Raw genomic sequence first — 25,833 nt, forward strand, 5'->3', positions numbered from 1 at the left:
GGCACGGGCGCGGTCGGTCACATCTTGACGTTGGAGCGGATGTTCCAGCCGTACTTGATCGGGCCGCCTTCCTTGGTGCCGTCGGCCTTCTGCGGCTGGTAGTCGACGGTGACCTTGGCGAAGTTCAGGGTCACGTTCTCGGTCAGGCGGTCGTCGCTGCCCGAGCCGCCGGTGCTCAGCGAGCTGACGATCACCTCTTCGAGGTTGATGATCAGGTACTCGACCTGGCTTTCACCGCCGGCCTTGCGCACGGTCAGCTTGACCTTGTCGATGTGCTTGCCGCTGGAGCAGTGGGCCATCAGGTTGGGGCTGGACTTGTCGATGTACTTGGTGATCGACAGGTCCTGGATGTTGACCTTGCCCGAACCGCCGCCACTGCCCATGTGCATGTTGCCGGACTGGGACATGCCCCAGCTCCAGTTGAGCACGTCGATTTCGTCTTTGTGAGCCTTGTCGTGGGACTCGCCCTTGATGTCGCCGATCTTGATGAAAATATCTACAGCCATGATGTCCTCGGGATTTCCAGTCGGTTGGCGGTGCTAGTGGGGCTGCTGTGCAGCCCATCGCGGGACAAGCCCGCTCCTACAGGGTTTGTGCAGCCTTTGTAGGAGCGGGCTTGTCCCGCGATGGGGCGCGCAGCGGCCCCGTTCAGGCTTAGGCCCCTTTGGCCGAAGGCAGCTTCGACACCAGGCGCAGCGACACGGTCAGCCCTTCGAGCTGGTAGTGCGGGCGCAGGTAGAAGCGCGAGTTGTAGTAACCCGGGTTGCCTTCGACTTCCTCGACCACCACTTCGGCGGCCGCCAGTGGGTGCTGGGCCTTGGTAGTCTCGGTGGAGTGCGCCGGGTCGCCGTCGACGTAGTTGAGGATCCAGTCCTGCAGCCAGCGCTGCATCTCGTCCTTTTCCTTGAACGAGCCGATCTTGTCGCGAACGATGCACTTCAGGTAATGGGCGAAGCGGCAGGTGGCGAACAGGTACGGCAGGCGCGCGGCCAGGTTGGCGTTGGCGGTGGCGTCCGGGTCGTCGTACTCGGCCGGCTTCTGCAGCGACTGCGCGCCGATGAAGGCGGCGAAGTCGGTGTTCTTCTTGTGCAGCAGCGGCATGAAGCCGTTCTTGGCCAGCTCCGCCTCGCGGCGATCCGAGATGGCGATCTCGGTCGGGCACTTCATGTCCACGCCACCGTCGTCGGTGGGGAAGGTGTGCGCCGGCAGTCCCTCGACTTCACCGCCGGATTCCACGCCGCGGATGCGCGAGCACCAGCCGTAGTGCTTGAACGAACGGTTGATGTTCACCGCCATGGCGTAGGCGGCGTTGGCCCAGGTGTACTTGCTGCTGTCGGCGCCGTCGGTGTCTTCCTCGAAGGCGAAGGCCTCCACCGGGTCGGTCTTGGCGCCGTAGGGCAGGCGCGCCAAAAAGCGCGGCATGGTCAGGCCGATGTAGCGCGAGTCTTCCGATTCACGCAGCGAGCGCCAGCCGGCGTATTCCGGGGTGGTGAAGATCTTGGTCAGGTCGCGCGGGTTGGACAGCTCCTGCCACGAGCCCATGCCCATCACCGTCGGCGAGGCGGCGGAGATGAACGGCGCGTGCATCGAGGCGCAGACCTTGGACACTTCGCCCAGCAGCTCGACATCGGGTGGCGACTGGTCGAAGTAGTAGTCGCCCACCAGGCAGCCGTAGGGCTCGCCACCGAACTGGCCGTATTCCTCTTCGTAGAGCTTCTTGAAGATCGGGCTCTGGTCCCAGGCGGTGCCCTTGAACTTCTTCAGGGTCTTGTGCAGGTCGTTCTTCGAGATGTTGAGCACGCGGATCTTCAGCTGCTCGTCGCTCTCGGTGTTGTTGACCAGGTAGTGCAGGCCGCGCCAGGCGCTTTCCAGCTTCTGGAAGTCATCGTGGTGGATGATCTGGTTGACCTGGGCGGTGAGCTTGGCGTCGATGGCGGCGATGATCTGCTCGATCGAGCCGATGGCATCGTTGGAGACCAGGCTGGTCTGTGCCAGGGCCTGCTCGGCGAGGGTGCGCACGGCGCTCTCGACGGCTTCCTTGGCCCGCTCGGTCTTGGGCTTGAATTCCTGCAGCAGGAGGCTGGCGAACTCGCTCGGGTCCTGGGTGGCCGCCTGCGGGGCCTGGCTGTCGCGCAACGGATCGTTCATGGTCGGTCTCCTCAGGCCTTCGGCTCGTTGTCGGCAGGTTTCGGCGCGCTGGCCAGGGCCTGGAGCAGGGCCGGGTCCTTGATGGCCTTGAGGATGATGTCCTCGGCGCCGGTCTTGCCGTCCATGTAGGTCAGCAGGTTGGCCAGCTGGGTGCGGGCCTCGAGCAGCTGGTTCAGGGCATCGACCTTGCGCGCCACGGCGGCGGGGCTGAAGTCGTCCATGCTCTCGAAGGTGATGTCCAGGCTCAGGTTGCCTTCACCGGTCAGCTCATTGGGCACGTTGAACGCCACGCGGGGCTTCATGGCCTTCAGGCGCGAGTCGAAGTTGTCGACGTCGATCTCCAGGAACTTGCGGTCGGCCACGGCCGGCAGCGGCTCGGCGGGCTTGCCGGCGAGGTCCGAGAGCACGCCCATGACGAAGGGCAGCTGGACCTTCTTCTCGGCGCCGTACAGCTCGACGTCATATTCGATCTGTACCCGCGGCGCACGGTTGCGCGCGATGAATTTCTGGGAGCTGTCTTTCGCCACGTTGTTCCTCCTGGTCGCCGGTACGGCGGCTCTGCTTGTTGCGGGCGTCGGTGTTTAGGCGGCCGGAACGACGTCAGTCGTGTTCCGGGCCACGCAGGTTCTCGAATTGCGACATGCCATCGGGGATCAGGTCGCGGACGATGGTCGCGAAGTCGGCGTCGACCAGCTTCTTCGCCCGGCGCAGCAGCACCGGCAGCGGGCTGGAGGGCTCGTGGCGGGCGTAGTACTGGAGCACCCGCTCGAGACTCTGCAGCACGTCATCGCGGCTGTTCACCTCGCCGGGGCGCACGGCGACACGTGGCGCGGCGACGGCGACGGGCTGCGGGTCGTCAGGGGCGCCATGCGCCGTCACTTCGTCCATGCTCGCGCTGACCGGCGCCGAGCCTTCCGGGCTGTAGTCGGCCAGCACCTGCTGGACCTGGCGCAGCGGCTGGCGCAGGGCGGACAGGTCGACGCCGCTGGCCGAACCGACCTGGTCGTTGACCCGGCTCTCGATGGTGTCCAGGGCTTCGCGGGCCAGTTGCAGGGCTTGGCGGCATTGCGCGAGCTGCTCGGGGTCGGCGTCGCGCAGGGCGGCGGCCAGTTCCTCGGCGCTCAGCTGCTCGCTGGCGAAGTGCTGCACGCCCGCCGCATGCAGGGCGGCGCGCAGGGTGACCGGGCCAAAGGTGCGCGAACGCACCAGCACGGCGTCGCGCAGCAGGGCGATGTTGGTGTCGCAGGTGAGCCCGGCCAGGGCATTGACCCGCACGGTGGGGTCGTTGTCGTCGGCGGCGTCCAGCTGCGGGTGCAGGTGCAGCCAGTATTCGCCCAGCAGGTCGCGGATCAGCTCGAGGCTCGCGGCCAGGCCCGGCAGGCCGTGCAGGGCCAGGTTGGCCTGGACCAGGAAATGGGTGATGCGCAGGTCCTTGCTGCGTTGCAGCAGGCTGGTGCAGGACTGCTCGATGGCACGCCACTGCGGCGGCTCGGCCGCTTGCACGGCGTCGCCCATCACGCGCTCGGGGCGGCCCTGGGCGTCACGTTCCAGTTGCAGGAAATCGGCATCGTATTCGAGGTCGTCGCCGCACGGAAAGTCTGCGGAAACAGCGGCGAGCAGCTGCGGTGAGTTCACCAGAAATCGATCTCCCTATCGGCCCTTGGTGAGGGCGTCGTTTGCGCCAAGTTGCAAATGTGAAATGGCGCACAAACTTGTCAAAGAATGCGAAGTTGATATCACCGTGATATCACTTTGGCATTCTTAAGTTGCGCATTTATGGTTTATTTCCAAATTGCTGTCAAGGTAAGCTACGCGCCGCGAAGGGTGACTGTGAACCAGTTGGCAGGTATTCGTGTCCATTGGTCAGGTGCCATCAAAGTGCCTTGCCGATAGGGTTTAATACGACCTTTCCGGGAAGCGAATTTCGGTGTGAGGCCCAGTACTTACAAGGGTTTAGCCGGAAAGTGAGGTCGGGCTCGCGAATCCACTCAAATGGATGTGTGAGTGTTTCATATATATGCAAGGAGGCGTGATGGCACTTTGCCTGACCATTACCAGTTATCACAAGATCACCCCTGGGCAATGCCCGGAGAAGTTGCTGGAAAACGGTGCCATCAGCGTAGGTCGTGCGGCGGATAATGACTGGGTACTTCCCGATCCGGAACGCCTTGTTTCTTCGAAACATTGTGTGATCCAGTTCAAGGATGGCCGCTATTACTTGACCGATAACAGCACAAACGGCGTGGAACTGGTACACGCCGGTATTCGCCTGCGTCGCGGTAACAGCGAACCGTTGATGGACGGCGAAGTTATTCGAATCGGCGATTACGAGATCCAGGCACGCATCGATGCCGGCCTGTCGATCCCGGTTGCCGGGCAGCCGCAGGCCCATAGTTTCGAAGCATTGATGGCCAACCAGGCGGCCGCCCAGAGCGCGCCCATCGTCGGCGCGCCGGCCGCATTCCTGCAGGGTGCATCGAGCCACGATACCCTGCCGGACCTGTTCGATTTTCTTGGCCCATCCACTGTGCCTCCGGTCAGCCTGCCGGATCATGTCCCCGCCCAGCAGCATGACTTCCGTCCGCCCACGCCAGTGGCGCCGCCGCCCCCGCCAGTGCAGGCCGCCATACCCGCCGCGCCGGGCATGATCCCCGACGACTGGAACCTGCTCGATGAAACGCCGGTGGTTGCTCCCCAGCCTGCGCCTGTGATCGCGCCGCCCCTGCCAGAGCCGGTAGCGCCGGTGGCACCGGTCGTCACGCCTGCGCCGCCACCTACCGCCGTGTCGGCACCTGCGCCCGACCCGACTGGTGCCGGCGATGCGTTGCTGCAGGCCTTCCTGCGTGGCGCGGGCATCGAGCACCTGCGCATCGACGCGGCCGATGCCGCCGCGCAGATGGAGGCGGTCGGGCGCAGCTACCGCCTGATGGTCGAAGGCCTGATCGATGTGCTGCGCGCGCGCAGCAGCCTGAAGGGCGAGTTCCGCATGCAGCAGACCACCATCGCCCCGGTGCGTAACAACCCGCTGAAGTTCGCCCCCAACGCCGACGAAGCGTTGCTGTTGCTGCTGCGCGAGGGCAATCAGGCGTTCATGGCCCCGGACCAGGCGGTGCGCGACAGTTTCGACGACCTGCGCGCCCACCAGCTGGCGGTGATGGCGGGTGTCGAGGCGGCCATCAAGCACTTGCTCAAACGCTTCGAACCCGCTCGCCTGGAGCAGCGCCTGGCGCCCGCCGCCGGGCTGGCCAAGCTGTTCGGTGGTTCGCGCCAGGCCCACTGCTGGCAGCAGTTCACCGAGCTTTACAGCCAAATTTCCCAGGAAGCCGAAGACGACTTCCAGGACCTGTTCGGCCGCGAGTTCAGCCGCGCCTACGAGGCCCATAGCCAACGCATTCAACGCTCCTGAGGCCAACGCCCGGAGCACAGGAAGAACACAGGACGTCATGAGGACGAGGATGAGTGCAACGAGACTGATCGCAGCCCTGGCCATGGTGCTGCTCAGTGCCTGCAGCAAGGACAGCCCGGTCGAGCCCGCCGTTACCGACGCGGCGCCGGCGGCCACGGGCATCACCCTGTATTTCAGCGCCGCGGCCGGGCTCAACCCCGGCGCCGGCGGCACGCCCGCGCCGGTGCGCGTACGCATCTACGAGTTGAAGAACAGCGCCGCCTTCGCCCGCGCCGACTATTTCGCCCTGGCCGAGCGCGCCCAGGCCACCCTGGCCGCCGACCTGATCGACCAGGACGAAGTCCTGCTCCAGCCCGGCGAGCAACTGCGCCTGGAGCGTCCGCTCGACCCGTCCACGCGCCTGGTCGGCCTGGTGGTCGGCTACCGCGAGGTCGACCAGGCCCAGTGGCGCAGCGTGCTGCCGGTGCCGCCCCGCGACTATCAGATCAGCCTCGATGTGCGCGCCGTGCGCAGCGCCGTGGCCACCCCACAACCTGAGCCTGCCCGCTAGGCAATCGGAGAACCCATGTCCTGGAACAATCGCGTGGTCTGGTCGGAAGGGATGTTCATCACCACCCAGCACTTCCAGCAACACGACCGCTACCTGGAGAACTTCGTCGATGCTCGCAGCCGGCCGCTCCACGCCGCCGCCTGGGGCTTTTCCGAGCTGTTGGTCGACCAAGGCCTGCTGGCCCAGGGCAAGCTGGCGATCCTCAGTGCCCGTGGCCTGCTGCCGGACGGTACTCCGTTCGACATCCCGCGTGACGACCTGCCGCCCGCGCCGCTGGAGATACCCGATGACCTGCGCAACGGCGTGATCTACCTGGGCCTGCCGCTCAAGCGCGCCGGTGCCCGCGATACCGTCGATGACGGTGAAATACCTGATGGTGCGCGCTATGTCAGCCGTATCAGCGAAGTCCGCGACGACAACGCCCCGTTCGAGAACCGGGCCCCACTGGCCCTGGGCAGCCGCGCCCTGCGCCTGCTGCGCGCCGAGGACGGCCTGAGCGACTATGCCGCGTTGGGCGTGGTGCGCATCCGGGAAAAACGCGCCGATCGCGCCCTGGTGCTGGATGACAGCTACATCCCGCCGCTGCTCGACGTGACCGCCAGCAACCTGCTGTCAGGTTTCCGTGGCGAGCTGCTCGGCCTGCTGCACCAGCGCGGCGAGGCCCTGGCCGGGCGCGTGGTGGCCTCGGCCAACGGCGGTGCCTCGGAGATCGCCGATTTCATGCTGCTGCAACTGGTCAACCGCGCCCAGCCGCTGGTCGAGCACCTCAACCAGCTGACGCCGCTGCACCCCGAGCGGCTGTACAGCGAGCTGGTGGCCCTGGCCGGCGAGTTCGCCACCTTCACCCGCGAAGGTCGCCGCCCCGAGGCATATCCGGTGTACCAGCACGACGACCTGGCGGCGACCTTCGCACCAGTGCTGGCCGCCCTGCGCGAGGCCCTGTCGATGCTGATCGACAGCAAGGCCGTGGCCATCCCGCTGGTCGAAAAGGCCTACGGCATTCATGTCGGCATGCTGGCCGACCGCAGCTTGCTCGACAGCGCCAGCTTCGTCCTGGTGGTGCGCGCCGACGTGCCCAGCGAGACCCTGCGCAGCCGTTTCGGCCAGCAGAGCAAGATCGGCGCGGTGGAGCACATCCGCGACCTGGTCAACCTGCAGTTGCCGGGCATCGGCCTGCTGCCGCTGCCGGTGGCGCCACGGCAGATTCCGTTCCATGCCGGCTCCACCTACTTCGAACTCGACCGGGGCAGCGAACACTGGAAGCAGCTGCAGCATTCCGGTGGTTTCGCCTTCTACGTCGCCGGCGAGTTCCCCGGCCTGAACCTGGCCTTCTGGGCCATCCGAGGATAACGCGATGGCGGTCGATCATGTCGCAACCTCGTGGGAGCGGGCTTGCCCCGCGATGCAGGCGACGCGTTGCCTGGCACCGGCTGCGCCGGTGATCGCGAGGCAAGCTCGCTCTTACGCTGAACCTACCCGCTATCCAAGGACCGGAGACTAAGCCGCGATGCAATCGGACGATCCGTTAGCCAATGACCGCACCCAGTTCATGCCGCGCCCCGGTGGCCGAGGCCCGCAGCCGGCCGCGCCGGGGCCTGCGCAGGCGGCGCCGCCACCGCCACTGAACGTGCCGGCCGAACCGCTGGCGCCGGGCCAGGCGGCGGGTTTGAACCCGCTGGAGCAGGCGGCCGGCCCGCTGCTGGCGTTGCTCACCCGCCTGCGCAACACCATCGCCCACCCGGCGCCGGCCAGCCTGCGAGCGCAACTGCTGGCCTACCTGCGCCAGTTCGAGGAGCGCGCCGAGGCCGCCGGGGTCGCGCGCAACGAAGTGCTGCTGGCGCGCTACGCACTGTGCACCGCGCTCGACGAGGCCGTGCTCAGCACGCCGTGGGGCAGCGCCAGCGACTGGGGCAAGCAGAGCCTGCTGATCACCGTGCACAACGAGGCCTGGGGCGGCGAGAAGGTGTTCCAGCTGATGGAGCACTGCCTGCAGAGTCCGCGTGAACGCCTGCACCTGCTGGAGCTGTTGTACCTGTGCACCAGCCTCGGTTTCGAAGGCCGCTACCGGGTGATGAACGGTGGCCGAGCCCAGCTCGAGGCCCTGCGCGAGCGCACCGCCGCGACCATCCGCAGCGCCCGTGGCGATATCGAGCGCGAGCTGTCGCCGCACTGGCGCGGCGTCACCGTGACCCGTGACCGCCTGGCGCAGTTCGTGCCGCCCTGGGTCGGCCTGGCCCTGGCCCTGGCGCTGCTGTTGCTGGTGCTGTTCGGCCTGCGCCTGAAACTGGCCGCCGACGCCGAGCCGGTGTTCCGTGGCATCCATGCCCTGGGCGAGATCCCGGTGCAGGCCATGGACCGCCCGGTGGTGCAGCCAAAGCCGGTGGAACGTCCACGCCTGGCCGGTTTCCTGGCCGAAGACATCAAGGCCGGCCGGGTCGCGGTGGAGGACGCGGTGGACCGCTCGGTGGTGACCATCCGCGGCGACGAGCTGTTCGCCTCGGCCAGCGCCAGCATCAAGGGTGACTTCGAGCCGCTGATGCTGCGCATTGCCGAAGCCGTCGCCAAGGTCAAGGGCAACGTGAAGGTCACCGGCCACAGCGACAACCAGCGCATCGCCACGCTGCGCTTCCCGTCCAACTGGGCGTTGTCCCAGGCCCGTGCCGAGGAGGTGAAGAACCTGCTCGCCGCCCGCACCGGCCAGCCCGGGCGTTTCAGCGCCCAGGGCCTGAGCGACACCGAGCCGCTGGCGTCGAACGACAGCGCGCAGGGCCGGGCGAAGAATCGCCGGGTTGAAATCACCGTTCTGGCGGAGGGCGTCGAGTGAAGGCGTTTTTCAGTTTTGTCATTCGCTGGGTGGTCCCGGTGCTGGGCCTGCTCGCCCTCAGCCTGATCATCTGGTTCCTCGGTCCGCTGCTCGATGCGCTGGTGCCGGTCGCGCCACGTCTGGTGCTGATCGTCCTGCTGTTCGCGGTGTGGATCGCCTACCGCGTATGGCGCATCGTCCAGGCCCGGCGCCAGGCGGCCAAGGTGATGCAAAGCCTGGCCGCCGAGACCGCGCCGGACCCTGCCGGCGTTGCCACCGCCGAAGAGCTGGCGACCCTGCGCCAGCGCATGGACGAGGCCCTGGTGCTGCTGAAGAAGGCGCGCCTGGGCGGTGACGAGCGACGCAACCTGTACGAGCTGCCGTGGTACGTGATCATCGGCCCGCCCGGTTCGGGCAAGACCACCGCGCTGGTCAATTCCGGCCTGCACTTCCCGTTGGCGGCGCAGCTGGGCGAGGGCGCCATTCGTGGCGTGGGCGGCACGCGCAACTGCGACTGGTGGTTCACCGACCAGGCCGTGCTGCTGGACACCGCCGGCCGCTACACCACCCAGGACAGCCATGCCCAGGTGGACAAGGCGGCCTGGCTGGGCTTCCTCGACCTGCTCAAGACCCAGCGTTCGCGCCGGCCCATCGACGGCGCCTTCATCGCCATCAGCCTGTCCGACCTGCTGCTGGGCAGCGACGCCGAGCGCGCCGCCCACGCGGCGGCGATCCGCACCCGCATCCAGGAGCTGTACAGCCAGCTGGGCGTGCGTTTCCCGATCTACCTGATGCTGACCAAGCTCGACCTGGTGCCGGGCTTCATGGAGTTCTTCGACAACCTGAGCAAGGAAGAGCGGGCCCAGGTGTGGGGCATGACCTTCCCCCTGGATGACGGCCAGCACGGCGATGGCCCGCTGGCCCAGTTCGGCAGCGAGTTCGCCTTGCTCGAGCAGCGCCTCAACCAGCGTCTGGTCGAACGCCTGCAGCAGGAACGCGACCCGGCGCGGCGCGACCTGGTCTACGGTTTCGTCCAGCAGTTCGCCGCCTTGCGCGGCAACCTCAAGACCTTCCTTGATGGCATCTTCAAGCCCAACGCCTTCGAAGCGCGCGCCCTGCTGCGCGGCGTGTACTTCACCAGCGGCACCCAGGAAGGCAGCCCCATCGACCGCCTGATCGGCAGCATGGCCCAGAGCATGGGCCTGGACCGTGCCCATTTGGCGCGGCAGAACGGCACCGGGCGCAGCTACTTCATCGAGAAGCTGTTCAGCGCCGTGGCCTTCGCCGAGCGCGGCCTGGTCGGCAGCAACCCCAAGGTCGAGCAGCGGCGCAAGTGGATCGCCCGCGGCGCCCTGGCGCTGAGCGTGGCCCTGGTGCTGGTGGTCGGCACCTTGTGGACCTTGAGCTACCGCGCCAACCAGCAATACATCGCCGAGGTCGACGGCCGCCTCAAGCCGCTGGGCAAGAGCGTGCAGGAGCTGAGCCCGGCCCAGCGCAACGTGGTCGACGTGCTGCCGTTGCTCAACGGCGTGCGCCGCCTGGCCGAGGATCCGCCCGGCTGGGCCGAAGGCCTCGGGCTGTACCAGGGCGACATGCTCGAAGGTGAGTCGGACAGCGTCTACCGCAAGTTGCTGATCGCCATCTTCGCCCCGCGCCTGGTCACCCGCATCGAAGAGCAGCTGTACGCCGGCGGCCCGTCCGACTACCTCTACGAGGGGCTCAAGGCCTACCTGATGCTGGCCGACGGTGAACACTACGACGCCGAGTTCATCAAGGCCTGGGTCACCCTCGACTGGGAGCGCAGCCTGCCCCGCGACCTGGCGCCGGACCTGCGCCAGGCCCTGGAGCAGCACCTGGCGGCGCTGTTCGACAAGCGCCCGCCCAATGCCCGTCTCGACCAGCGCCTGATCGACGACACCCGCCGCCAACTGCAACAGCTGCCGGTGGCCCAGCGTGTCTACGACCGGGTCAAGCGCCAGAAACTGCCGGCCGGGGTCGGCGACTTCCGGGTCAGCGACGCCGCCGGCCGCGACGCTGCGCTGGTGTTCCGCTTCAAGAACGGCAAGCCGCTGAGCGAGCCGCTGCCGGGCATCTTCACCGTCGAGGGCTACCGCAAGGCGTTCCTCGCCGCCAGCCTGGCCCACAGCGAGACCCTGGCCGAGGAGCGCTGGGTGCTGGGCCGCGAGGCCAGCGAGTCGGGCGATGCCAAGCGCCTGGCCGACGATGTGCTGCAGCTGTACTACCAGGACTACATCCGCCATTGGGATGCGCTGCTGGCGGACCTGGACTTCGTGCCGATCACCAGCGTCGGCCAGGCCGCCGATGTGCTGCGGGTGCTGTCCGGGCCGACCTCGCCGATGAAGAAACTGCTGCAGGCGGCCGCCAAGGAGACCAACCTGGCGCAGCCGACCACCCTCGACAAGGTCCAGGCCAAGGCCGAACAGGCCGGTGTCGACCAGCTGCGCCAGCGCCTCGGCGGCCTGCTCGGCGATGCGCCGCTGCCGAGCGACAACCCGGCTGCTCGTGAGGTGGACCCGGTGACCGCGCACTTCGCCGAGCTGGCCGCGCTGGTGGAAACCGGCGAAGGACAGCCTGCGGCCATCGACGGCCTGCTCACCGACCTCAATGCCCTGTACGTGCAGGTCAGCGCCATGGTCGGCGCCAGCGGCGACGCGCTGCTGGGCGAGGCCAAGAACCAGGCCCAGGCCGCCGCGCAGCGTGTCGCCCTGGGCGCCGCGCGCCAGCCCAAGGTGGTGCAGAACCTGGTGGGTTCGGTGCTCGGCTCGACCCACAACATCGTCATGGGCGGCGTGCGCAACCAGCTCAACGCCGCCTGGACCAGCGAGGTGGTGAATGTCTACCGCCAGTCCCTCAGCGGCCGCTACCCGCTGGTGGCCGGCAGCTCGCGGGACGCCACCCTGGAGGACTTCGGCCTGTTCTTCGGCGTCGGCGGGGTGATGGACAACTACTTCCGCAAGTACCTGCAACCCTACGTCAATACCTCGAGCACGCCGTGGAGCTGGCAGCCGGGCGCGGCGCAGAAGCTGGGGATCAACAGCAACGTGCTGTACACCTTCCAGCGCGCGGCGAGCATTCGTGATGCGTTCTTCCGCAACAGCAACGGCGTGCAGCCGGGCGTGCGCTTCGAACTCAAGCCGGTGGCGATGGACGCGACCATCACCCAGTTCCTGCTCGACCTCGATGGCCAGCAGGTCAGCTACGACCACGGTCCGAGCCGGCCGGTGGCGTTGCAGTGGCCGAACCCCAACAGCATCGGCGTGGTGCGCCTGTCGATCTCGCCGCCCTCGGCCACCGGCCGTTCCGGCCTGACCGTGGAAGGCCCCTGGGCCTGGTTCCGCCTGCTCGACCAGTCCGACCTGGTGGCCGGCAGCTCGCCGGAACGCTTCAACCTGCGCCTGCGCGTCGATGGCGCCAGCGTGTCCTACGAGCTGCGTGCCAGCAGCGCTTTCAACCCGTTCCGCAGCCGAGTGCTCAGCGGTTTCAGCCTGCCGGAGCACCTGTGAACGACGTGGGTTTCTACGGAAAACTGGCCAGCCGCGGCGACTTCGTCAGCCGCGGCCTTCCAAACAGCTTCATCCAGCCCTGGGATCAGTGGCTGGCGGCGGGGATGCAGGCCAGCCAGCAGGCGCTGGGCGAGCGTTGGCTCGAGGCCTACCTGGTCAGCCCCTTGTGGCGATTCGCCCTGGCGCCGGGGCTGTGCGGGCCCGAGGCGGTCATCGGCGTGCTGATGCCGAGCATCGACCGGGTCGGGCGGTATTTTCCGCTGACCGTGGCCCAGGTGCTGGAGCCGGGGCAGCCGTTGGCGCCTGTGGTGGCGGGGGCCGAGGAATGGTTCGAGGCGGTCGAGGAGGCATTGCTGGCGACGCTTGAGCCGGGTGCTGCCTTTGAGGATTTCGAGGCTGCTTTGCAGCCTTTTCGCGGCTCGACGCTGCTCCTGCAGGGACCGCGTGTGACGGTGGGTGGGTTGCAGCGGTTGGATGCGACCACGCCGCAGGGGCGCGCACTGGCCTTGGCCGAATGCGCCTGTGAGGGCATGAGCCTGTGGTGGGGCAGGGGTTCCGAACGTATCGCCCCGGGGTTGATGCGCTGCGCGGGCCTGCCGCGCAGCGAGGATTTCGCCGGGTTTCTTTTGGGTAGCGAGGCGCGCAGCGAATGACCGACATGCAGTACACAGCGGCCAGCTACAGCCATGTCGGCATGGTGCGCAAGATCAACGAGGACGCCTGCCTGGAGTTGACCTGGGCAGGCCTGTGGGCAGTGGCCGACGGCATGGGCGGGCATGCGGCGGGCGACTATGTCAGCAGCCTGGCCATGGACAGCCTGCGCAGCCTGCCGATGCTCGACTCGCTCGACGACTTCAGCGGCGAGGTGCGCGACGGCCTGGCCTGGGTCAACGGCATCGTGCGCGAGGAAACCGTGCGCCGTGGCGTGGCGATGATGGGCAGCACCGTGGTGGTGCTGGCGGCGCGTGGCGACCAGGCCATCGGCCTGTGGGCCGGCGATAGTCGCCTGTACCGCCTGCGCGATGGTCGCATCGAGCGCCTCAGCCACGACCACAGCTACGTCCAGGAGCTGCAGGACAGCGGCCTGCTCAACGAGGCCGAGGCGCGGGTGCATCCGCGCGGCAACATCGTCACCCGCGCCATCGGCGTCGAGGATGACCTCGACCTGCAGGCCGTGGCCCTGCAGGTGCGGCCCGGCGACACCTACCTGCTGTGCAGCGATGGCCTTAACAAGACCGCCGAGGACCACGAGATCGCCGAAGTGCTCGGCCACGCCGACCCCTACGAGGTGGTCCGCAGCCTGGTGCACCTGGGGCTGACCCGTGGCGCGCCGGACAACATCACCGCAGTGGTCGTCAAGGTGAACTGAAGACATCATGGACATGCAGATCCCCGGATTCGATATCGATCGCGAGCTTGGCCAAGGCGCCATGGCCAGCGTGTACCTCGCCACCCAGCGTTCCCTGGAACGCAAGGTGGCGCTGAAAATCATGGCGGCGAGCCTGGCCGCCGACCCGACCTTCTGCGAGCGCTTCCTGCGCGAAGGGCGCACCCTGGCGCGGCTGGCGCACCCGAACATCGCCACCATCCACGACATCGGCAATGTCGGCGAGCTGTACTACATGGCCATGGAGTACCTGCCCAGCGGCACCCTCAAGGAGCGCATCGCCGATGGGCTGACGCCCGAGCAGGGCCTCGCCTACGTGCGCCAGATCGCCCAGGCGCTGGGTTATGCCCATGCCCAGGGCCTGGTGCACCGCGACGTCAAGCCGGCCAACATCCTGTTCCGTGCCGACGGCACTGCAGTGCTGTCGGACTTCGGCATCGCCAAGTCGCTGGATGACCGCACCCAGTTCACCCAGGCCGGCTTCGCCGTCGGCACGCCGAGCTACATGAGCCCGGAACAAGCGCGGGGCATGGAGATCGACGGCCGCGCCGACCTGTATGCGCTGGGCGTGGTGCTCTACGAGATCCTGGTCGGCAAGCTGCCGTACAGCGGCACCGATGCGCTGTCCACGGCGCTGGCGCACCTGACCGAGCCGCTGCCGGAACTGCCCATCGAGCACGGCCGCTACCAGGACATCCTGCGTGGCCTGCTGGCCAAGGATCCCAACGAGCGCTTCGCCGACGCGGTGGCGTTGCTGGCCGCGCTGGACCGCCTGACGGTCCAGGCGCCGGTCGAGGACAACGACAGCACATTGGTGCGTCCGCTGCCGATCCCGCCGCCGACCACCCCGCAACCGGTGTCCATCGACATTCCGCAGGCCGTTGCCGCTCCCGTGAGCGAGCCCGCCCGGCGGCCCGAACCCAAGCCCGCTCCCGCCGTGAAGTCCGGATCGAACAAACCGGCCAAGGCCGTGCTGGCGGTGGCGATCGCGGCGGCGCTGGGATTGGGTGGCGCGTTCTTCTGGCTGCTCGGCGGCAGTGACGCGCCCGCGCCAGAAACACCGGTGGCGCAGACGCCCGCCGACAGCGTGGCCCCCGCCGAACCCAAGATCACACCCGTTGCCGCCTCGGACGATGGCCGCCCACTGCTGATGCCCGGCAAGAAGACCCTGTTCCAGCGTGTGCTGACCAAGCCCGACGCCCAGCTGGTGGCCCAGCCCGGCGATGCCTCGGGCGAGAAACTGCCGGCCTTCTCCGTGCTCTACGTCTACCAGCGCAAGGACGTCGGCGGCCAGGCCTGGGTCCAGGTCGGCGCAGCCAGCGACGGCCAGCGCGATGGCTGGCTGCCGGCCGCGCAGACCAGTGACTGGAAACAGAGCCTGGTGCTCAAGTTCACCGAGCGCTCGGGCCGCTCGCCGGTGATGTTCATGCGTCAGGTGGACGATGTGCAGCACTTGCTCGACGACACCGCCCAGGCCCGCGACAGCCTGCTCAAGGCACAGAACCACCCCGACCAGGTACCGCAGGTGATGGCCCTGGAGCCGGCGGCCAGCGCCGTGCCGCAGAACCAGTTCTACCTGATGCCGATCTTCGACTACCGCGAAAGCTTCGACGCCGGCGGCCAGCCGGTGCAACTGCTCAACATCGCCTCCATCGACCCCGGCGCCAGTGCCCGCGACAGCGCGCCCAAGGCAGCCGGCGTGACGGCGGTCGGCGACAACAGCTTCCGCACCGGCATCGTCCTGGTGGTGGACACCTCGGTGTCCATGCAGCCGTATATCGACCGTGTACGCCAGGTGGTCAGCGAGCTTCAGCAGCAACTGGCGGCCCGGGGCGAGCTGGACAGCGTCAGCTTCGGGCTGGTGGGTTTCCGCAACAACGTCAAGCGCACCCCGGGCCTCGAGTACTTGAGCAAGACCCTGGTCAGCCTGGAGGAGGGCCGGGATCCTGCGCGCTTCCTCAAGGCCGCCTCGCAGGTCAGGGCCACCAGCGTTTCCAGCCATTCGTTCAACGAGGATGCCTTCGCCGGGGTGATGCAGGCGGTCGAGGGCATGGACTGGTCCGGCTATGGTGGACGCCTCATCTTGCTGGTCAGCGATGCCGGCGCACTGCGCAAGAATGACCCATTCAGCAGCACCCAGATGAACGAGGCCGAAGTGCGCCAGGCGGCGCTGAGCAAACAGATCAAGATCTACGCCCTGCACCTGCGCACCCCGGCCGGGGTGAAGAACCACGGTGCGGCCGAGAGCCAGTATCGCGTGCTCACCGCCGACAGCAACCCGCAGATCGGTGACCTCTACGTCGGCGTGCCGGGGGGCGAGGTCGGCGCGTTCGGCGAGCGCGTTCGCGAGATCGGCTCGACCTTCGCCGAGCTGGTGCACCAGGTGCGCAACCAGCAACCACAGCCGGTGCCGCTGCTGACCTCGGCCTCGGGGCTGGCGGCCAAGTCCCAGGCCATCGGCTATGCCATGCACATGGACTTCCTCGGCCGCCATGGCGCCAGCCAGGCGCCGCAGCTGGTCAGCGCCTGGACCGCCGACCGCGACCTGACCAACCCGACGCTGCCCACCCTGCAGGTGTGCGTGATGCTCACCAAGCTGCAGCTCAACGACCTGCAGCAGTCGCTCAAGCTGATCGTCGATGCCGCGCGCAAGACCCGCAGCTCGCCGGGCGACTTCTTCAACGAGATTGCCAGCGCCAGCGCCTACATGAGCCGCGACCCCGGCGCCCTGCGCAAGGGCGCCAACCTGGCCCAGGGCGGGGTGCTCGGCGAGTACCTCGATGGCCTGCCGTACCGCAGCAAGTCCCTGAGCATGACCCAGGACCTGTGGCTGTCGCTGTCGGTGGCCGAGCAGGAGGACTTCATCGACGAGCTGGACTCGAAGATCCGCCTGTACGAGACCTTCCACAACGACATGGCCAACTGGGTGCGCTTCGGCAACGCCGAGCCGGGTGACGCCCTGTACCGTGTCCCGCTGTCGACGCTGCCGTGATGATTCGCCTGGACGGGGTGCGCAAGACGCGCGGGCAGGGTGCCCAGCGCTACAGCCTGCAGGTCGACCGGCTGCACCTGGCCGTGGGCGAGCGGGTGGCGCTGGTCGGCCCCAGCGGCTGCGGCAAGAGCACCTTGCTCGACCTGCTGGCGCTGGTGCTGGCGCCGGATGCGGCAGAGGGCTTCGTCCTCGGCGGCGAGGATGTCGCCGGGCTGTGGCACGGCCGGCAGCTTGATCGCCTGGCCAGCTGGCGCAGCCGCCACCTTGGTTACGTGCTGCAGGCGGGTGGGTTGCTGGGTTTTCTCGATGTGCGCGGCAACATCCGTCTGCCGCGCCAGCTGCTGGGGCTCGGCGATGATGGCAGCGTCGAACGCCTGGCCGAAGCGCTGGATGTGCACGACCAGCTGGGCAAGAAACCCGCCGCCTTGTCCCTCGGCCAGCGCCAGCGGGTCAGCTGCGCCCGTGCCCTGGCCCATGCCCCGACGCTGCTGCTGGCCGACGAGCCGACCGCCGCGCTGGATCCGGTCAACGCCGAGCGGGTGATGCAGCTGTTGCTGCGCGAGGCCGAGGCGCGCCAGGTGACTTGCGTGGTCGCCACCCACGACGAAGCCTTGGCCCGCCAGGCCGGGCTGACGGTGCTGCGCATGGCCTGTCGGCGTGAGGCCGACGGCGGCGTCACGGCAACGCTGGAGCGGGCCGCCTGATGCGCCCGCTGCTGATCGCCGGGTTGGCCTGGCAGGACTACCGCAACGATGCGCGGCTGTCGGCGTGCGGCGTGCTGGCGCTGGTGGCGGTGATCGCGCCACTGCTGGTGCTGTTCGGCCTGAAGTTCGGCCTGGTCGGCAGCCTGACCGAGCGCCTGCAGCGTGACCCGGGGGTGCGCGAGATCATTCCCCTGGGCGGTGGACGCTTTCGCGCCGAGTTCATCGAGGAACTGGGGCAACGCCCGGGGGTGGCCTTCGCCATCCCCCGGACCCGGCAGATCGCCGCCACCGCCGAACTGCTGTTGCCCGCCCACGGGCGTGGCCTGACGGTTGAAATGCTGCCGACCGCCAAGGGTGATCCCTTGCTGGCGCAAGTCGTTCCCCCGACGGGGCTGCAGCAGGTGGTGCTGAGCTTTACCGCTGCGGAAAAGCTCGGCGCCAGGGCCGGAGACGAGCTGCAGGCCAGCTTCAGCCGCCGACAGGCCGGGCAGATGCAATGGCGGCAGACGCGCCTGCAGGTCATCAGCGTGTTGCCCCTGGCGGCGTTCGAGCGCGATGGCCTGTTCGCGTCGTTGCAGTTGCTCGAAGCCGTCGAGGATTACCGCGATGGCCGCGCGGTGCCGACACTGGGTTGGCAGGGCGAGGAGCAGGGAAGTGCACAGCAGCGGGTGTACCCGGCATTTCGCCTGTATGCCCGCGAACTGACCGATGTCGAGCCGCTGCGCCAGTTCTTCGCCGAGCGCAAGCTGCTGGTCTCGACCCAGGCCGCACAGATCGCCCAGGTGCAATCGCTCAGCCGCAACCTCGACCTGGTGTTCTGGATCATCGCCAGCCTGGCCGTGGCCGGCGCCGTGGCGGCCATCGCCGCGGGCGCGGTGGCGGCGGTGGAGCGCAAGCAGCGCGAGCTGGCGGTGCTGCGTTTGCTGGGCTTCGGCACCGCTGCGCTGCTGTTGTTCGTGGTGCTCCAGGCGCTCTACAGCGGAATTTTGGCCGCCGTTGTGGCGGGGTTGTTGTACCTGCTGGCCGAGCACGGCCTGAACCGACTTTTCATGCAGGTGCCCGGCGAGTTCGCCAGCCACCTGCTGCCCATGCACTACCTCGTTGCGTTGTGTGCCGTGCTGCTGGCCAGCACCGCCGCCGCCGCCCTGGGCGGCTGGCGGGTGGCGCGCATCGAGGCCTGCCAAGGAATACGTGATGTCTGATCGCCGTCTCGGGGCTGCCGCCCTGATCCTCACCGCGCTGAGCCTGGTGGCCTGTTCCCCGGCCGATGGCGACGACAAGGCCAAGCCGGCCGTGCAGTCCCAGGCCGGGGCCGACAGCAAGTTCGACAACCCCAAGCCGTTGCCAGGCGATGTCAGCCTGCCGCTGCCCTGTGGTGGCGAGCTGGTGCTGCGCAGCGTCTACGTATTGGCCCAGGGCAGCCTCGACGACCGTGAGGTCAACCTCGGCTACCCGTTCAGCGAAGGCGAGGCCGGCTACAAGCAGTCGTTCATCTCCGGCTACCGACGCGACTTCATCAACGGCCAGTTCAGCCTGCAGGACCTGGCGCCGCAGTGGCAGAAGGCCGTCGGCCCTAGCCTGCCGAAGGTCGAGAAAGGCAGCCCGCTCACGCCGATGATGTACTTCATCGGCAAGTACGAAGTGACCGCCCGCCAGTACGCCCAGGTGATGGCCCAGGCGCCGTCGCTGGCCGGCGGCGACGCGGCGCCGGCCTGCGAGGCGAGCAACGACGCGGCGGGCCGCCTGCCCAAGGTCAAGCTGTCGCGCTTCGAGGCCGAACGTTTCGCCGCCGTCTACAGCGCCTGGCTGATGAAGCACCATCGCGACCTGCTGCCGGTCAGTGGCCGTGGCAGCAAGGCCGAGGACGGTGGCACCGGTTTCGTGCGCCTGCCCACCGAAGTCGAGTGGGAATTCGCCGCCCGTGGCGGTTCGGCAGTCAGCCGCCAGGAACTGGAAGGGCGACTGTTCCCGCGCAAGGTCGAAGGCGCCGACAGTGAAGGGCCGCTGGCCGACTTCGCGGTGTTCAACCAGGTCGCCGGCGGCACCGGGCAGGCGGCGCGGCTGATGCCGATCGGCACCAGGCAGCCCAACCCGCTGGGCCTGTTCGACGTGATCGGCAACGCCGCCGAGATGGTCCAGGAGTCGTTCCAGCTGGTCAACGCCGGGCGCCTGCAGGGCGCCTACGGTGGCTTCGTGGTCAAGGGCGGCAACTACCTCGAGGGCGAGGGCACCCTGTTCACCGGCATGCGCCGCGAGTACCCGCTGTTCGGCGCCGACGGCACCGAGCAGCGCAACGAGACCACTGGCTTTCGCGTAGCCATCGGCGCCCTGTCGGCCCCGCGTTCGCGCTACCAGGAACTGTTCGAGCAGTGGCAGAAGGAAGGCCGTCTGGCCGGCCTGACCGACGACATCGACGCCGCCCAGGACCCGACCAAGCGCCTGGACAGCATCATCGCCGCCGCCACCGACCCGCGCCAGCAGGCCGAGCTCGGCCTGGTCAACGAAGAGCTCAAGCGCAACGTCTCGCTGATCGCCCGTCAGCGTGAAGAGGCCGCCGGCAACCTGATCCAGTCCGCCGCCCTGGTGGCCGAGACGGTCAACAACTACAACATCCGCCTGACCAACCTGCAGAACACCCAGGCCAAGGCCGAGGCTTCGGGCGACCAGACCAGCGCGCGCATGTACGGCGCCGCCATCGCCAATGGCCGCGCCGCCCTCGATGGCGCCGTGGCGATCTACATCGACAACCTGTCCAGCGGCACGCGCTACACCGACGCGGTGATCCAGGCGCAGTTCCAGCGGGTCAAGGAAGAACTCAATCGCAAGCCGGTCCTGGGCAACAGCCTGGTGACCCGCGCCACCCTGTTCGTCCGCCACGTCGGGGAGTACCGCCAGAACCGGCGGGCCGATCCGGCGACGATCCTCAAGGAGCTGCTGGCATCGGCCGCCCCGCGACCCTAAGGACAGCTTCGACAGAAAGGACTCCCGGGTGGCACGAAGCCCCCGGATACCGAGAAACCCAAGAAGAGAAACCAGACCATGTTCACCCGCAAACCCCTGATCACTGCATCCCAGGCCCGTACCGCGCTGCTGCTGGCAGCCGGTTTCAGCACCGTGCTGTTGAGCGGTTGCGCCAGCTCGCCCGTGTCCAAGGTCGGCGCCACGACCAAGGTCGAGTACTACCCCAACTGCTACGAGCCGGTGCAGCACCTGCGTTCCACCGACGGTGACATGACCCGCTCGGTCGCCACCGGTGCGCTGCTCGGCGCGGTCGGCGGTGCCCTGACCGGCGCCCTGGTCGACAAGGAAAACCGCGGCCGCAATGCCGCCATCGGCGCCGCCGGTGGCGCCCTGGTCGGTGGCGCGGCCGGTTACTACACCGAGCGCCAGAAGCAGATCAGCGATGACAAGCAGCGCATCGCCTCGTACGCCACTGACATCGACAAGAGCGCCGCCGACCTGGACCGCACCACGGCCTACGCCAAGTCGTCGCAGTCCTGCTACCAGCGCGAGTTCGCCAGCCTGATCCAGAACCGCAAGTCTGGCCGCATCAACGACACCGAGGGGCGCAAGCGCCTGGCCGAGATCGTCGCCGGCCTGCAGGAGTCGAACAACCTGCTGACCACTGTGAACGGGCGTCTGGGTGAAAACCTGAACAACTACACCCAGGCCTACGAGCAGGACCTCAAGCAGGTCGGCGTCGCGCGCACCGACGTGGTCGCCGTGGCCGAGCCGCCGAAAGTGGCGACCACCGGCAAGAAGAAAGATGTGAAGAAGGTCCAGCCGGCCAAGAAGGTGACCAAGGACGTGCCGCCGGAAGCCGTGGCCACCGAGAAGACCCTGCAGAATGCCAACGGCAAGAAAGCCGAGGCCCAGCAAGTGGCCAAGGCCGGTACCGACCAGGTCAACGCCATGTGCCGCAACCCGGACATGGGTGACTGGGCGCCGGTGCCGTGCCCGAACGTGTGATGCTTTAAGCGTTTGTGGGAGCGGGTTCACCCGCGAATCCTTTGGTGCATGCGCCATCGTATTCGCGGGTGAACCCGCTCCCACAGGTGTGCCGCTATTTGTGTAAGGAAACCACCCCGTGACAGATCTTCTGGTCAACTCCCTGGCCAACAACTCTCAGTTCCTCGCACGCCAGCGAATCCAGGGGCGGATCAACCTGCCGCAGATGTTCGCGGCCATCGACGCTGATCCGCGTATCGTTGGTGCCGGCGTGGTGTACATCGACGCCGACTACAATGTCGTCACCCTGCGTGAGTTCCAACCAATCTGCAGCATCCGTCCCAAGCGCGTGATCCTGCGCGAGATCAAGAAATACCAGACCCCTGACCAGTACACCCAGCAATTGCAGCACAATCCGCGCGAGTCGCGGGTGGTCAAGGAGGCGGTCAACACGACGCTCTCTTGTGCTGGCGCGGTGATTGGCTGGTTCGTGGTGTTCAGTGGCACCATTGCCGCGCCCTTTTCCGGCGGCACCAGCCTGGTGCTGACCTACATCGGTGGCGCCGCAGCCACCGCCAGCAGCATTCAGTGCGGTATCGGTGTGATGCGCACGGTACGCGAAGTGACCAATCCGGCGGCCAACGATGCCCTCGATGAGAACGAGTGGTACCAGGCCGCCTCGAAGGTGCTGGATGGCGTCTCGCTGCTGGGTGTCGGCGCGTCGGGCCTGAGCACGTTGAAGTATCTGCAGGTGCACAAGGCAGCGACCGGGCGTAGCTGGCTGGAGTTGTCCAGAAGTCTCAGCCGTCAGCAGCGCAAGGCGCTGACCGACGAGCTGCTGTCTATCAGGCATCCGAGCCTGACGGCCAAGCAGATCAAGTTGCGGCAGGCGGCAGGGACCATGACCAAGCGCTACACCCCGACCGAGATCAGCCACGCCACGAAGACCCTGATGCGTGACTCGCTCGGCGCTACCTTCGGCCTGGCTGGTAGTGCCACGGTACAGAGCATCGCCGTGGGGCTTTACGAGGAGATCGAGTAACGATGAAGCCTGCAGCGTTCCAGACCTTCATGCGACGTTACTTTCCGACGTTCTTGCTGGGCTTTTTCATTTGCCTCATGTCGGCGGCGTTGTCAGCGACCCTGTGGATTGACAGTCACTGGCGCAATCATCCGGACAATCCGTCGTTCACCATGATATCCAGTGCAGTGCTGATCTTGCTGCTGTGCGCCGGGCATTTCGCGATGGTCCGGGGCTTCACTTGGGCCGTATGGGTGGTGCTCCCTGTACCGACTGTGGCTTTGCTGATGGCGTTGAGCTTGCTCGGTAGTGGTGTGAATGCTGTCTTGCTGGCAATCCTGCTGGCGCTGCCATTACTCGCGCTGCTGGTGTTCAACAGCCAGCGGCATCGGGAGATGCGGCGGCAACTGGTGGCGTTGCGCATGGCGCGGCGCTAGCTATCGCGGGGCAAGCCCGCTCCCACGCGGGTGATGCTTATAACGTTGTTCCCTGCGCGACAGCGCAGCTTGAAGGGCTGGTTAATCTCCTACAAGGACGGTCCTGTACTGATCTGGTGGGAGCGGGCTGGCCCTGTGATCGGATTACAAGTCCGCCACCAGGGCTTCCAGTTGCTCCTGTCGCTCGGCTTGGCTGACCCGCGCCCCGGCATTCAGCGTGGACCACTGCGGATGCGCCCGTGCCCTGCGCAGTGCCTCGGGCAGCTTGCCCTCGCGCCAGCCCTTGTCGTCCGCGGGCGTCAGGCGAATGCTGTCCTGCGCCGCGTGTCCTCGTCCTTCCAGGGCTGTGATCAACTGCTGCTGACGCAGTGCCAGCAGGCGCAGCACGGCGTCATCCACCGTCAATTCGCGCTGGCCCTTGAGCTTGCCTATCAGGCGCGAACCGTAGTTGCGCGCGGTCTGCAAGGCGCCGCCGGCGATGGCGCCGGCGAGCGCGGCGGCGCCCAGGGTCAGGCCGCCCACCAGCAGGTCCACGCCCGCGCCCGCTGCGGCACCGGCCGCCACGCCGCTGCCCAGGCGCACACCGAGCAGCTTCAGGGTCTCCGGGTTGAACAGGTCGTCGCCCCAGCGGCCGTCGAGCAGCGGCAGGTCACCGGCATTGGCGTCCTCGCGGCGGAACGCATACAGCTTGAGCAGCGCCTCGACACAGCGCTGTTCGCGCTGGCGCACATCCTGGCGCAGGGCTTCGATGGCCCGCGCCTCGGCGGCAGGCTCCGCCTCGACGCTGCGTCGGCAGGCGGCGCAATCGAGCAGCAGCTCGGCGACCAGGCGCTTGGCGCTGTGGCGGCGGGTCAGGCGCTGGGCCTGCTGGTCGTCGATCAGCCGTTGCAGCGCCGGGCGGGCATCTTCCAGCAGCAGCGCCAGGCTTTCGTAGAGGCGGCGCTCGCCGTCTTCGGGTGGGGCCACGCTGTCGAAACGTACCAGCGCATGCAGGCCCAGGCGCGCCAGGGCCTCGCGCCATTCCGGTTCGCGGTGCTGGCTGCTGGCGACGAAGTTGAGCACCGGTAGCAGTGGCTTGCCGCAACCGGCCAATACCTCCAGTTCGTCGCGGTACTTGGCCAGCACCGGTTCGCGGGCGTCGATCACGTACAGGCCGGCGTTGCTCGCCAGCAGCTGGCGCAGCACTTTGGCTTCCTGTTCGAAACGCTGGCGCGCCTCGCTGCCCTGGAGGAAACGCTCAAGGCGGGCGGGGCCGTCCAGGCGCTCGCCCGGGCGTTCGAGGCGCTCCAGGTAGTCGAGCAGGGCGATGGCGTCTTCCAGGCCAGGGGTGTCGTACAGCTCCAGCAGCGGGTCGCCGTCCACCGACAGGCGTGCGCCTTCCACATGGCGGGTGGTGCTGGGGCGATGCGAGACCTCGCCGAAGCCGACGTCGCGGGTCAGGGTGCGCAGCAGCGAGGTCTTGCCGACGTTGGTGTGGCCGACCACGGCCAGTTTCAGCGGCTCAGTCATGGCCATGCTCCAGCCAGGTCACGGGCGAAGTGTCGGCGTGGGCCAGGCCCAGGCGGTCGAGGGCTTCGTGCCAGTCGCCCAGGCGTGCCGCGTCCAGGGCCTGGCCCGGTTGCGCCTGCAGCAGCCAGATCCGGGTGGCGCCGGCATTGCGCGCCAGCTCGGCGAGCAACGCCAGGCTGCCGCGGTCGGGCGAGCGGCGTGGGTCGCAGGCGATGGCCAGGCGCGCCGGGGGGAAGCGGCTCAGTTGCTCGAGCAGCTTGTTGCGCGATTCGCGGCTGTCGAGCACGCCGGCGTGGGTGACCGACCGGGGCAGGGCGGGTGGCCATGGGCGCTGGTCGTCCAGCTCCAGGCCAACCAGCAAGGCGCCGCTACTGCCGCTCTCCAGCTGGCCGGCTTCGAAGCGCGGCAGGGTGTCGGGGGCTGGATCCTGCACGCCGATGCGTTCGCTGCGCGGCATCAGCGCGTCGCGCAGTTGGGTGTAGCCGGGCAGGTCGAGGTCCAGCGCCAGCCGCTCGCGGCCCTGGCGCCAGCGCCACAGGCACAGCGCGGCCAGCGTCAGGCGCGGCAGCAGGCCGTAGACCAGCACCACCCCGAGCAGCCAGCTGGCCCAGGCCTGGCGGGCCAGGTCGAGTGCCGGCAGGGTGTCGCCGCTGGCGCGGATCATCGCCTCGTCCGGCACGGCGAAACCGAGCAGCGAGGGCAGGGCGCCAAGGGCCTGGGTCAGGGTGATGAAGGGTTCGGCGGCGAGCAGCGTGGTTTCCCAGACGAACCCGTAGCGCCGGGTCGCCAGCAGGGCCAGAAGCATCGCCAAGGCGGCGAGCATCGCCAGCAGCCACAGGCCATGCACCAGCAGGCCGAGCAACCAGCGATTCAGGCGCTGGCGCTGCAGCAGCACCAGCAGCGCCGGGGCCAGTTGCGCGGCCTTGGCGTCGCGGGCCAGGCGCTCGCTCAGCCACAGCCACAGGCGGCCCAGCGTCGCGCCTTGCTCACCGGCGAAGAAGAAGCCCACTGCCCAGCCGAAGAGCAGTATGAGGTTAAGCCCAAGCAAGCTGCCCAGGGCCCAGAATACGTTCACCGGGCGCTGCCCGTCGCCCAGGGCAGCCAGGCCCAGGCCGGCGCCGCTGAGCACGGCCAGGAGCATCAGCGCCAGCAATGCCAGGCGCGCGCCCTGCTTCCAGTGGCGCAGTGCCGTGTCCATGCCGTCGCGTTCGGCCAGCCACAGGGCGCGGGCCTCGATGCGCGTGGCCAGGTCGCCACCTTGCTGGCGGGCGCGACGGTTGGCTTCCTGGTCCTCAAGGGGCCCGGCGTGTTCCTCGCGCAGGCGTACCGCTTCGGTTAGCCAGCGCTTGTCGAGTGGAGTCGGTGCCGTCACAAGCTCTTCCATTGCACAGGTCAGGGCGCAAG

20 protein-coding genes are annotated in these 25,833 nt (G+C 67.9%); 14 read left to right on the forward strand and 6 right to left on the reverse strand.

Annotated features, from left to right (window positions below; translation table 11 throughout):
• Positions 1-17 precede the first annotated feature (17 nt).
• The 4 genes from K2O50_RS01280 to tssA all read right to left on the reverse strand — a co-directional run bounded on the left by K2O50_RS01280 (position 18) and on the right by tssA (position 3,783).
• A complete protein-coding gene (locus K2O50_RS01280) occupies positions 18-506 on the reverse strand; it encodes a type VI secretion system tube protein Hcp (RefSeq protein WP_050703365.1) in 489 nt (162 codons plus the stop codon).
• 148 nt (positions 507-654) lie between these two features.
• Positions 655-2,148 (reverse strand): type VI secretion system contractile sheath large subunit, encoded by a 1,494-nt coding sequence (gene tssC, locus K2O50_RS01285; RefSeq protein ID WP_050703366.1) that lies wholly within the window; start codon positions 2,146-2,148, stop codon positions 655-657.
• 11 nt (positions 2,149-2,159) lie between these two features.
• Complete coding sequence (gene tssB / locus K2O50_RS01290; protein WP_050703367.1) at positions 2,160-2,675, reverse strand: type VI secretion system contractile sheath small subunit; 516 nt, start codon at positions 2,673-2,675, stop codon at positions 2,160-2,162.
• Between the two features lie 73 nt (positions 2,676-2,748).
• Positions 2,749-3,783, reverse strand: coding sequence for a type VI secretion system protein TssA (gene tssA, locus K2O50_RS01295; protein ID WP_050703368.1), 1,035 nt, complete (start codon positions 3,781-3,783; stop codon positions 2,749-2,751).
• A gap of 397 nt (positions 3,784-4,180) precedes the next feature.
• Between tssA and tagH the strand changes: the two genes are divergently transcribed.
• From tagH to K2O50_RS01365, 14 genes are all read left to right on the forward strand, one after another.
• Entirely contained in the window at positions 4,181-5,554 is a 1,374-nt protein-coding gene (gene tagH, locus K2O50_RS01300; protein ID WP_050703369.1) for a type VI secretion system-associated FHA domain protein TagH, read from the forward strand.
• Positions 5,555-5,603: 49 nt separating this feature from the next.
• Positions 5,604-6,104, forward strand: a complete 501-nt coding sequence (gene tssJ / locus K2O50_RS01305) for a type VI secretion system lipoprotein TssJ (protein WP_050703370.1) — start codon at positions 5,604-5,606, stop codon at positions 6,102-6,104.
• Between the two features lie 15 nt (positions 6,105-6,119).
• Positions 6,120-7,454 (forward strand): type VI secretion system baseplate subunit TssK, encoded by a 1,335-nt coding sequence (gene tssK / locus K2O50_RS01310; protein ID WP_050703371.1) that lies wholly within the window; start codon positions 6,120-6,122, stop codon positions 7,452-7,454.
• Between the two features lie 157 nt (positions 7,455-7,611).
• On the forward strand, positions 7,612-8,928 hold the full coding sequence (locus tag K2O50_RS01315; RefSeq protein ID WP_050703372.1) for a DotU family type VI secretion system protein: 1,317 nt from the start codon (positions 7,612-7,614) through the stop codon (positions 8,926-8,928).
• Positions 8,925-12,431: a type VI secretion system membrane subunit TssM gene (gene tssM / locus K2O50_RS01320; protein ID WP_050703373.1), complete on the forward strand. Its 3,507-nt coding sequence runs from the start codon at positions 8,925-8,927 to the stop codon at positions 12,429-12,431. The genes K2O50_RS01315 and tssM overlap by 4 nt, the downstream gene beginning before the upstream one ends.
• Positions 12,428-13,084 (forward strand): type VI secretion system-associated protein TagF, encoded by a 657-nt coding sequence (gene tagF, locus K2O50_RS01325; RefSeq protein WP_050703374.1) that lies wholly within the window; start codon positions 12,428-12,430, stop codon positions 13,082-13,084. The genes tssM and tagF overlap by 4 nt, the downstream gene beginning before the upstream one ends.
• A complete protein-coding gene (locus tag K2O50_RS01330; RefSeq protein ID WP_050703375.1) occupies positions 13,081-13,800 on the forward strand; it encodes a PP2C family serine/threonine-protein phosphatase in 720 nt (239 codons plus the stop codon). Before tagF ends, K2O50_RS01330 begins: the two co-directional genes overlap by 4 nt.
• Before the next feature lie 7 nt (positions 13,801-13,807).
• Complete coding sequence (locus tag K2O50_RS01335) at positions 13,808-16,810, forward strand: serine/threonine-protein kinase (protein WP_050703376.1); 3,003 nt, start codon at positions 13,808-13,810, stop codon at positions 16,808-16,810.
• Complete coding sequence (locus K2O50_RS01340) at positions 16,810-17,514, forward strand: ABC transporter ATP-binding protein (RefSeq protein WP_050703377.1); 705 nt, start codon at positions 16,810-16,812, stop codon at positions 17,512-17,514. Before K2O50_RS01335 ends, K2O50_RS01340 begins: the two co-directional genes overlap by 1 nt.
• On the forward strand, positions 17,514-18,716 hold the full coding sequence (locus K2O50_RS01345; protein WP_050703378.1) for an FtsX-like permease family protein: 1,203 nt from the start codon (positions 17,514-17,516) through the stop codon (positions 18,714-18,716). The genes K2O50_RS01340 and K2O50_RS01345 overlap by 1 nt, the downstream gene beginning before the upstream one ends.
• The gene (locus K2O50_RS01350; protein ID WP_052896378.1) at positions 18,709-20,475 is read left to right on the forward strand and encodes an SUMF1/EgtB/PvdO family nonheme iron enzyme; all 1,767 of its coding nucleotides are present in this window, start codon (positions 18,709-18,711) and stop codon (positions 20,473-20,475) included. Before K2O50_RS01345 ends, K2O50_RS01350 begins: the two co-directional genes overlap by 8 nt.
• Before the next feature lie 78 nt (positions 20,476-20,553).
• Positions 20,554-21,483, forward strand: coding sequence for a type VI secretion system-associated lipoprotein TagQ (gene tagQ, locus K2O50_RS01355; RefSeq protein WP_050703379.1), 930 nt, complete (start codon positions 20,554-20,556; stop codon positions 21,481-21,483).
• Positions 21,484-21,601: 118 nt separating this feature from the next.
• On the forward strand, positions 21,602-22,504 hold the full coding sequence (locus K2O50_RS01360; protein ID WP_050703380.1) for an NAD synthetase: 903 nt from the start codon (positions 21,602-21,604) through the stop codon (positions 22,502-22,504).
• 2 nt (positions 22,505-22,506) lie between these two features.
• Positions 22,507-22,920: a hypothetical protein gene (locus K2O50_RS01365; RefSeq protein WP_050703381.1), complete on the forward strand. Its 414-nt coding sequence runs from the start codon at positions 22,507-22,509 to the stop codon at positions 22,918-22,920.
• 144 nt (positions 22,921-23,064) lie between these two features.
• Here the strand turns inward: K2O50_RS01365 and K2O50_RS01370 are convergent, their stop codons facing one another.
• Positions 23,065-24,429 (reverse strand): GTPase/DUF3482 domain-containing protein, encoded by a 1,365-nt coding sequence (locus K2O50_RS01370; protein ID WP_050703382.1) that lies wholly within the window; start codon positions 24,427-24,429, stop codon positions 23,065-23,067.
• A complete protein-coding gene (locus K2O50_RS01375) occupies positions 24,422-25,813 on the reverse strand; it encodes a DUF2868 domain-containing protein (RefSeq protein ID WP_050703383.1) in 1,392 nt (463 codons plus the stop codon). Before K2O50_RS01375 ends, K2O50_RS01370 begins: the two co-directional genes overlap by 8 nt.
• Between the last annotated feature and the right edge of the window lie 20 nt (positions 25,814-25,833).

It is taken from the genome of Pseudomonas sp. 2hn (assembly GCF_019646095.1).
In the GTDB taxonomy this organism is placed as follows: domain Bacteria; phylum Pseudomonadota; class Gammaproteobacteria; order Pseudomonadales; family Pseudomonadaceae; genus Aquipseudomonas; species Aquipseudomonas peradeniyensis.

Excerpts from the sequence above, each read along its gene's own strand:
- K2O50_RS01280 (WP_050703365.1), bottom strand. The coding sequence starts at position 506 with ATGGCTGTAGATATTTTCATCAAGATCGGCGACATCAAGGGCGAGTCC.
- tssC (WP_050703366.1), bottom strand. The coding sequence starts at position 2,148 with ATGAACGATCCGTTGCGCGACAGCCAGGCCCCGCAGGCGGCCACCCAG.
- tagH (WP_050703369.1), top strand. The coding sequence starts at position 4,181 with ATGGCACTTTGCCTGACCATTACCAGTTATCACAAGATCACCCCTGGG.
- tssJ (WP_050703370.1), top strand. The coding sequence starts at position 5,604 with ATGAGTGCAACGAGACTGATCGCAGCCCTGGCCATGGTGCTGCTCAGT.
- tssK (WP_050703371.1), top strand. The coding sequence starts at position 6,120 with ATGTCCTGGAACAATCGCGTGGTCTGGTCGGAAGGGATGTTCATCACC.
- K2O50_RS01315 (WP_050703372.1), top strand. The coding sequence starts at position 7,612 with ATGCAATCGGACGATCCGTTAGCCAATGACCGCACCCAGTTCATGCCG.
- K2O50_RS01330 (WP_050703375.1), top strand. The coding sequence starts at position 13,081 with ATGACCGACATGCAGTACACAGCGGCCAGCTACAGCCATGTCGGCATG.
- K2O50_RS01335 (WP_050703376.1), top strand. The coding sequence starts at position 13,808 with ATGGACATGCAGATCCCCGGATTCGATATCGATCGCGAGCTTGGCCAA.
- K2O50_RS01340 (WP_050703377.1), top strand. The coding sequence starts at position 16,810 with ATGATTCGCCTGGACGGGGTGCGCAAGACGCGCGGGCAGGGTGCCCAG.
- K2O50_RS01345 (WP_050703378.1), top strand. The coding sequence starts at position 17,514 with ATGCGCCCGCTGCTGATCGCCGGGTTGGCCTGGCAGGACTACCGCAAC.
- K2O50_RS01350 (WP_052896378.1), top strand. The coding sequence starts at position 18,709 with ATGTCTGATCGCCGTCTCGGGGCTGCCGCCCTGATCCTCACCGCGCTG.
- tagQ (WP_050703379.1), top strand. The coding sequence starts at position 20,554 with ATGTTCACCCGCAAACCCCTGATCACTGCATCCCAGGCCCGTACCGCG.
- K2O50_RS01365 (WP_050703381.1), top strand. The coding sequence starts at position 22,507 with ATGAAGCCTGCAGCGTTCCAGACCTTCATGCGACGTTACTTTCCGACG.
- K2O50_RS01370 (WP_050703382.1), bottom strand. The coding sequence starts at position 24,429 with ATGACTGAGCCGCTGAAACTGGCCGTGGTCGGCCACACCAACGTCGGC.
- K2O50_RS01375 (WP_050703383.1), bottom strand. The coding sequence starts at position 25,813 with ATGGAAGAGCTTGTGACGGCACCGACTCCACTCGACAAGCGCTGGCTA.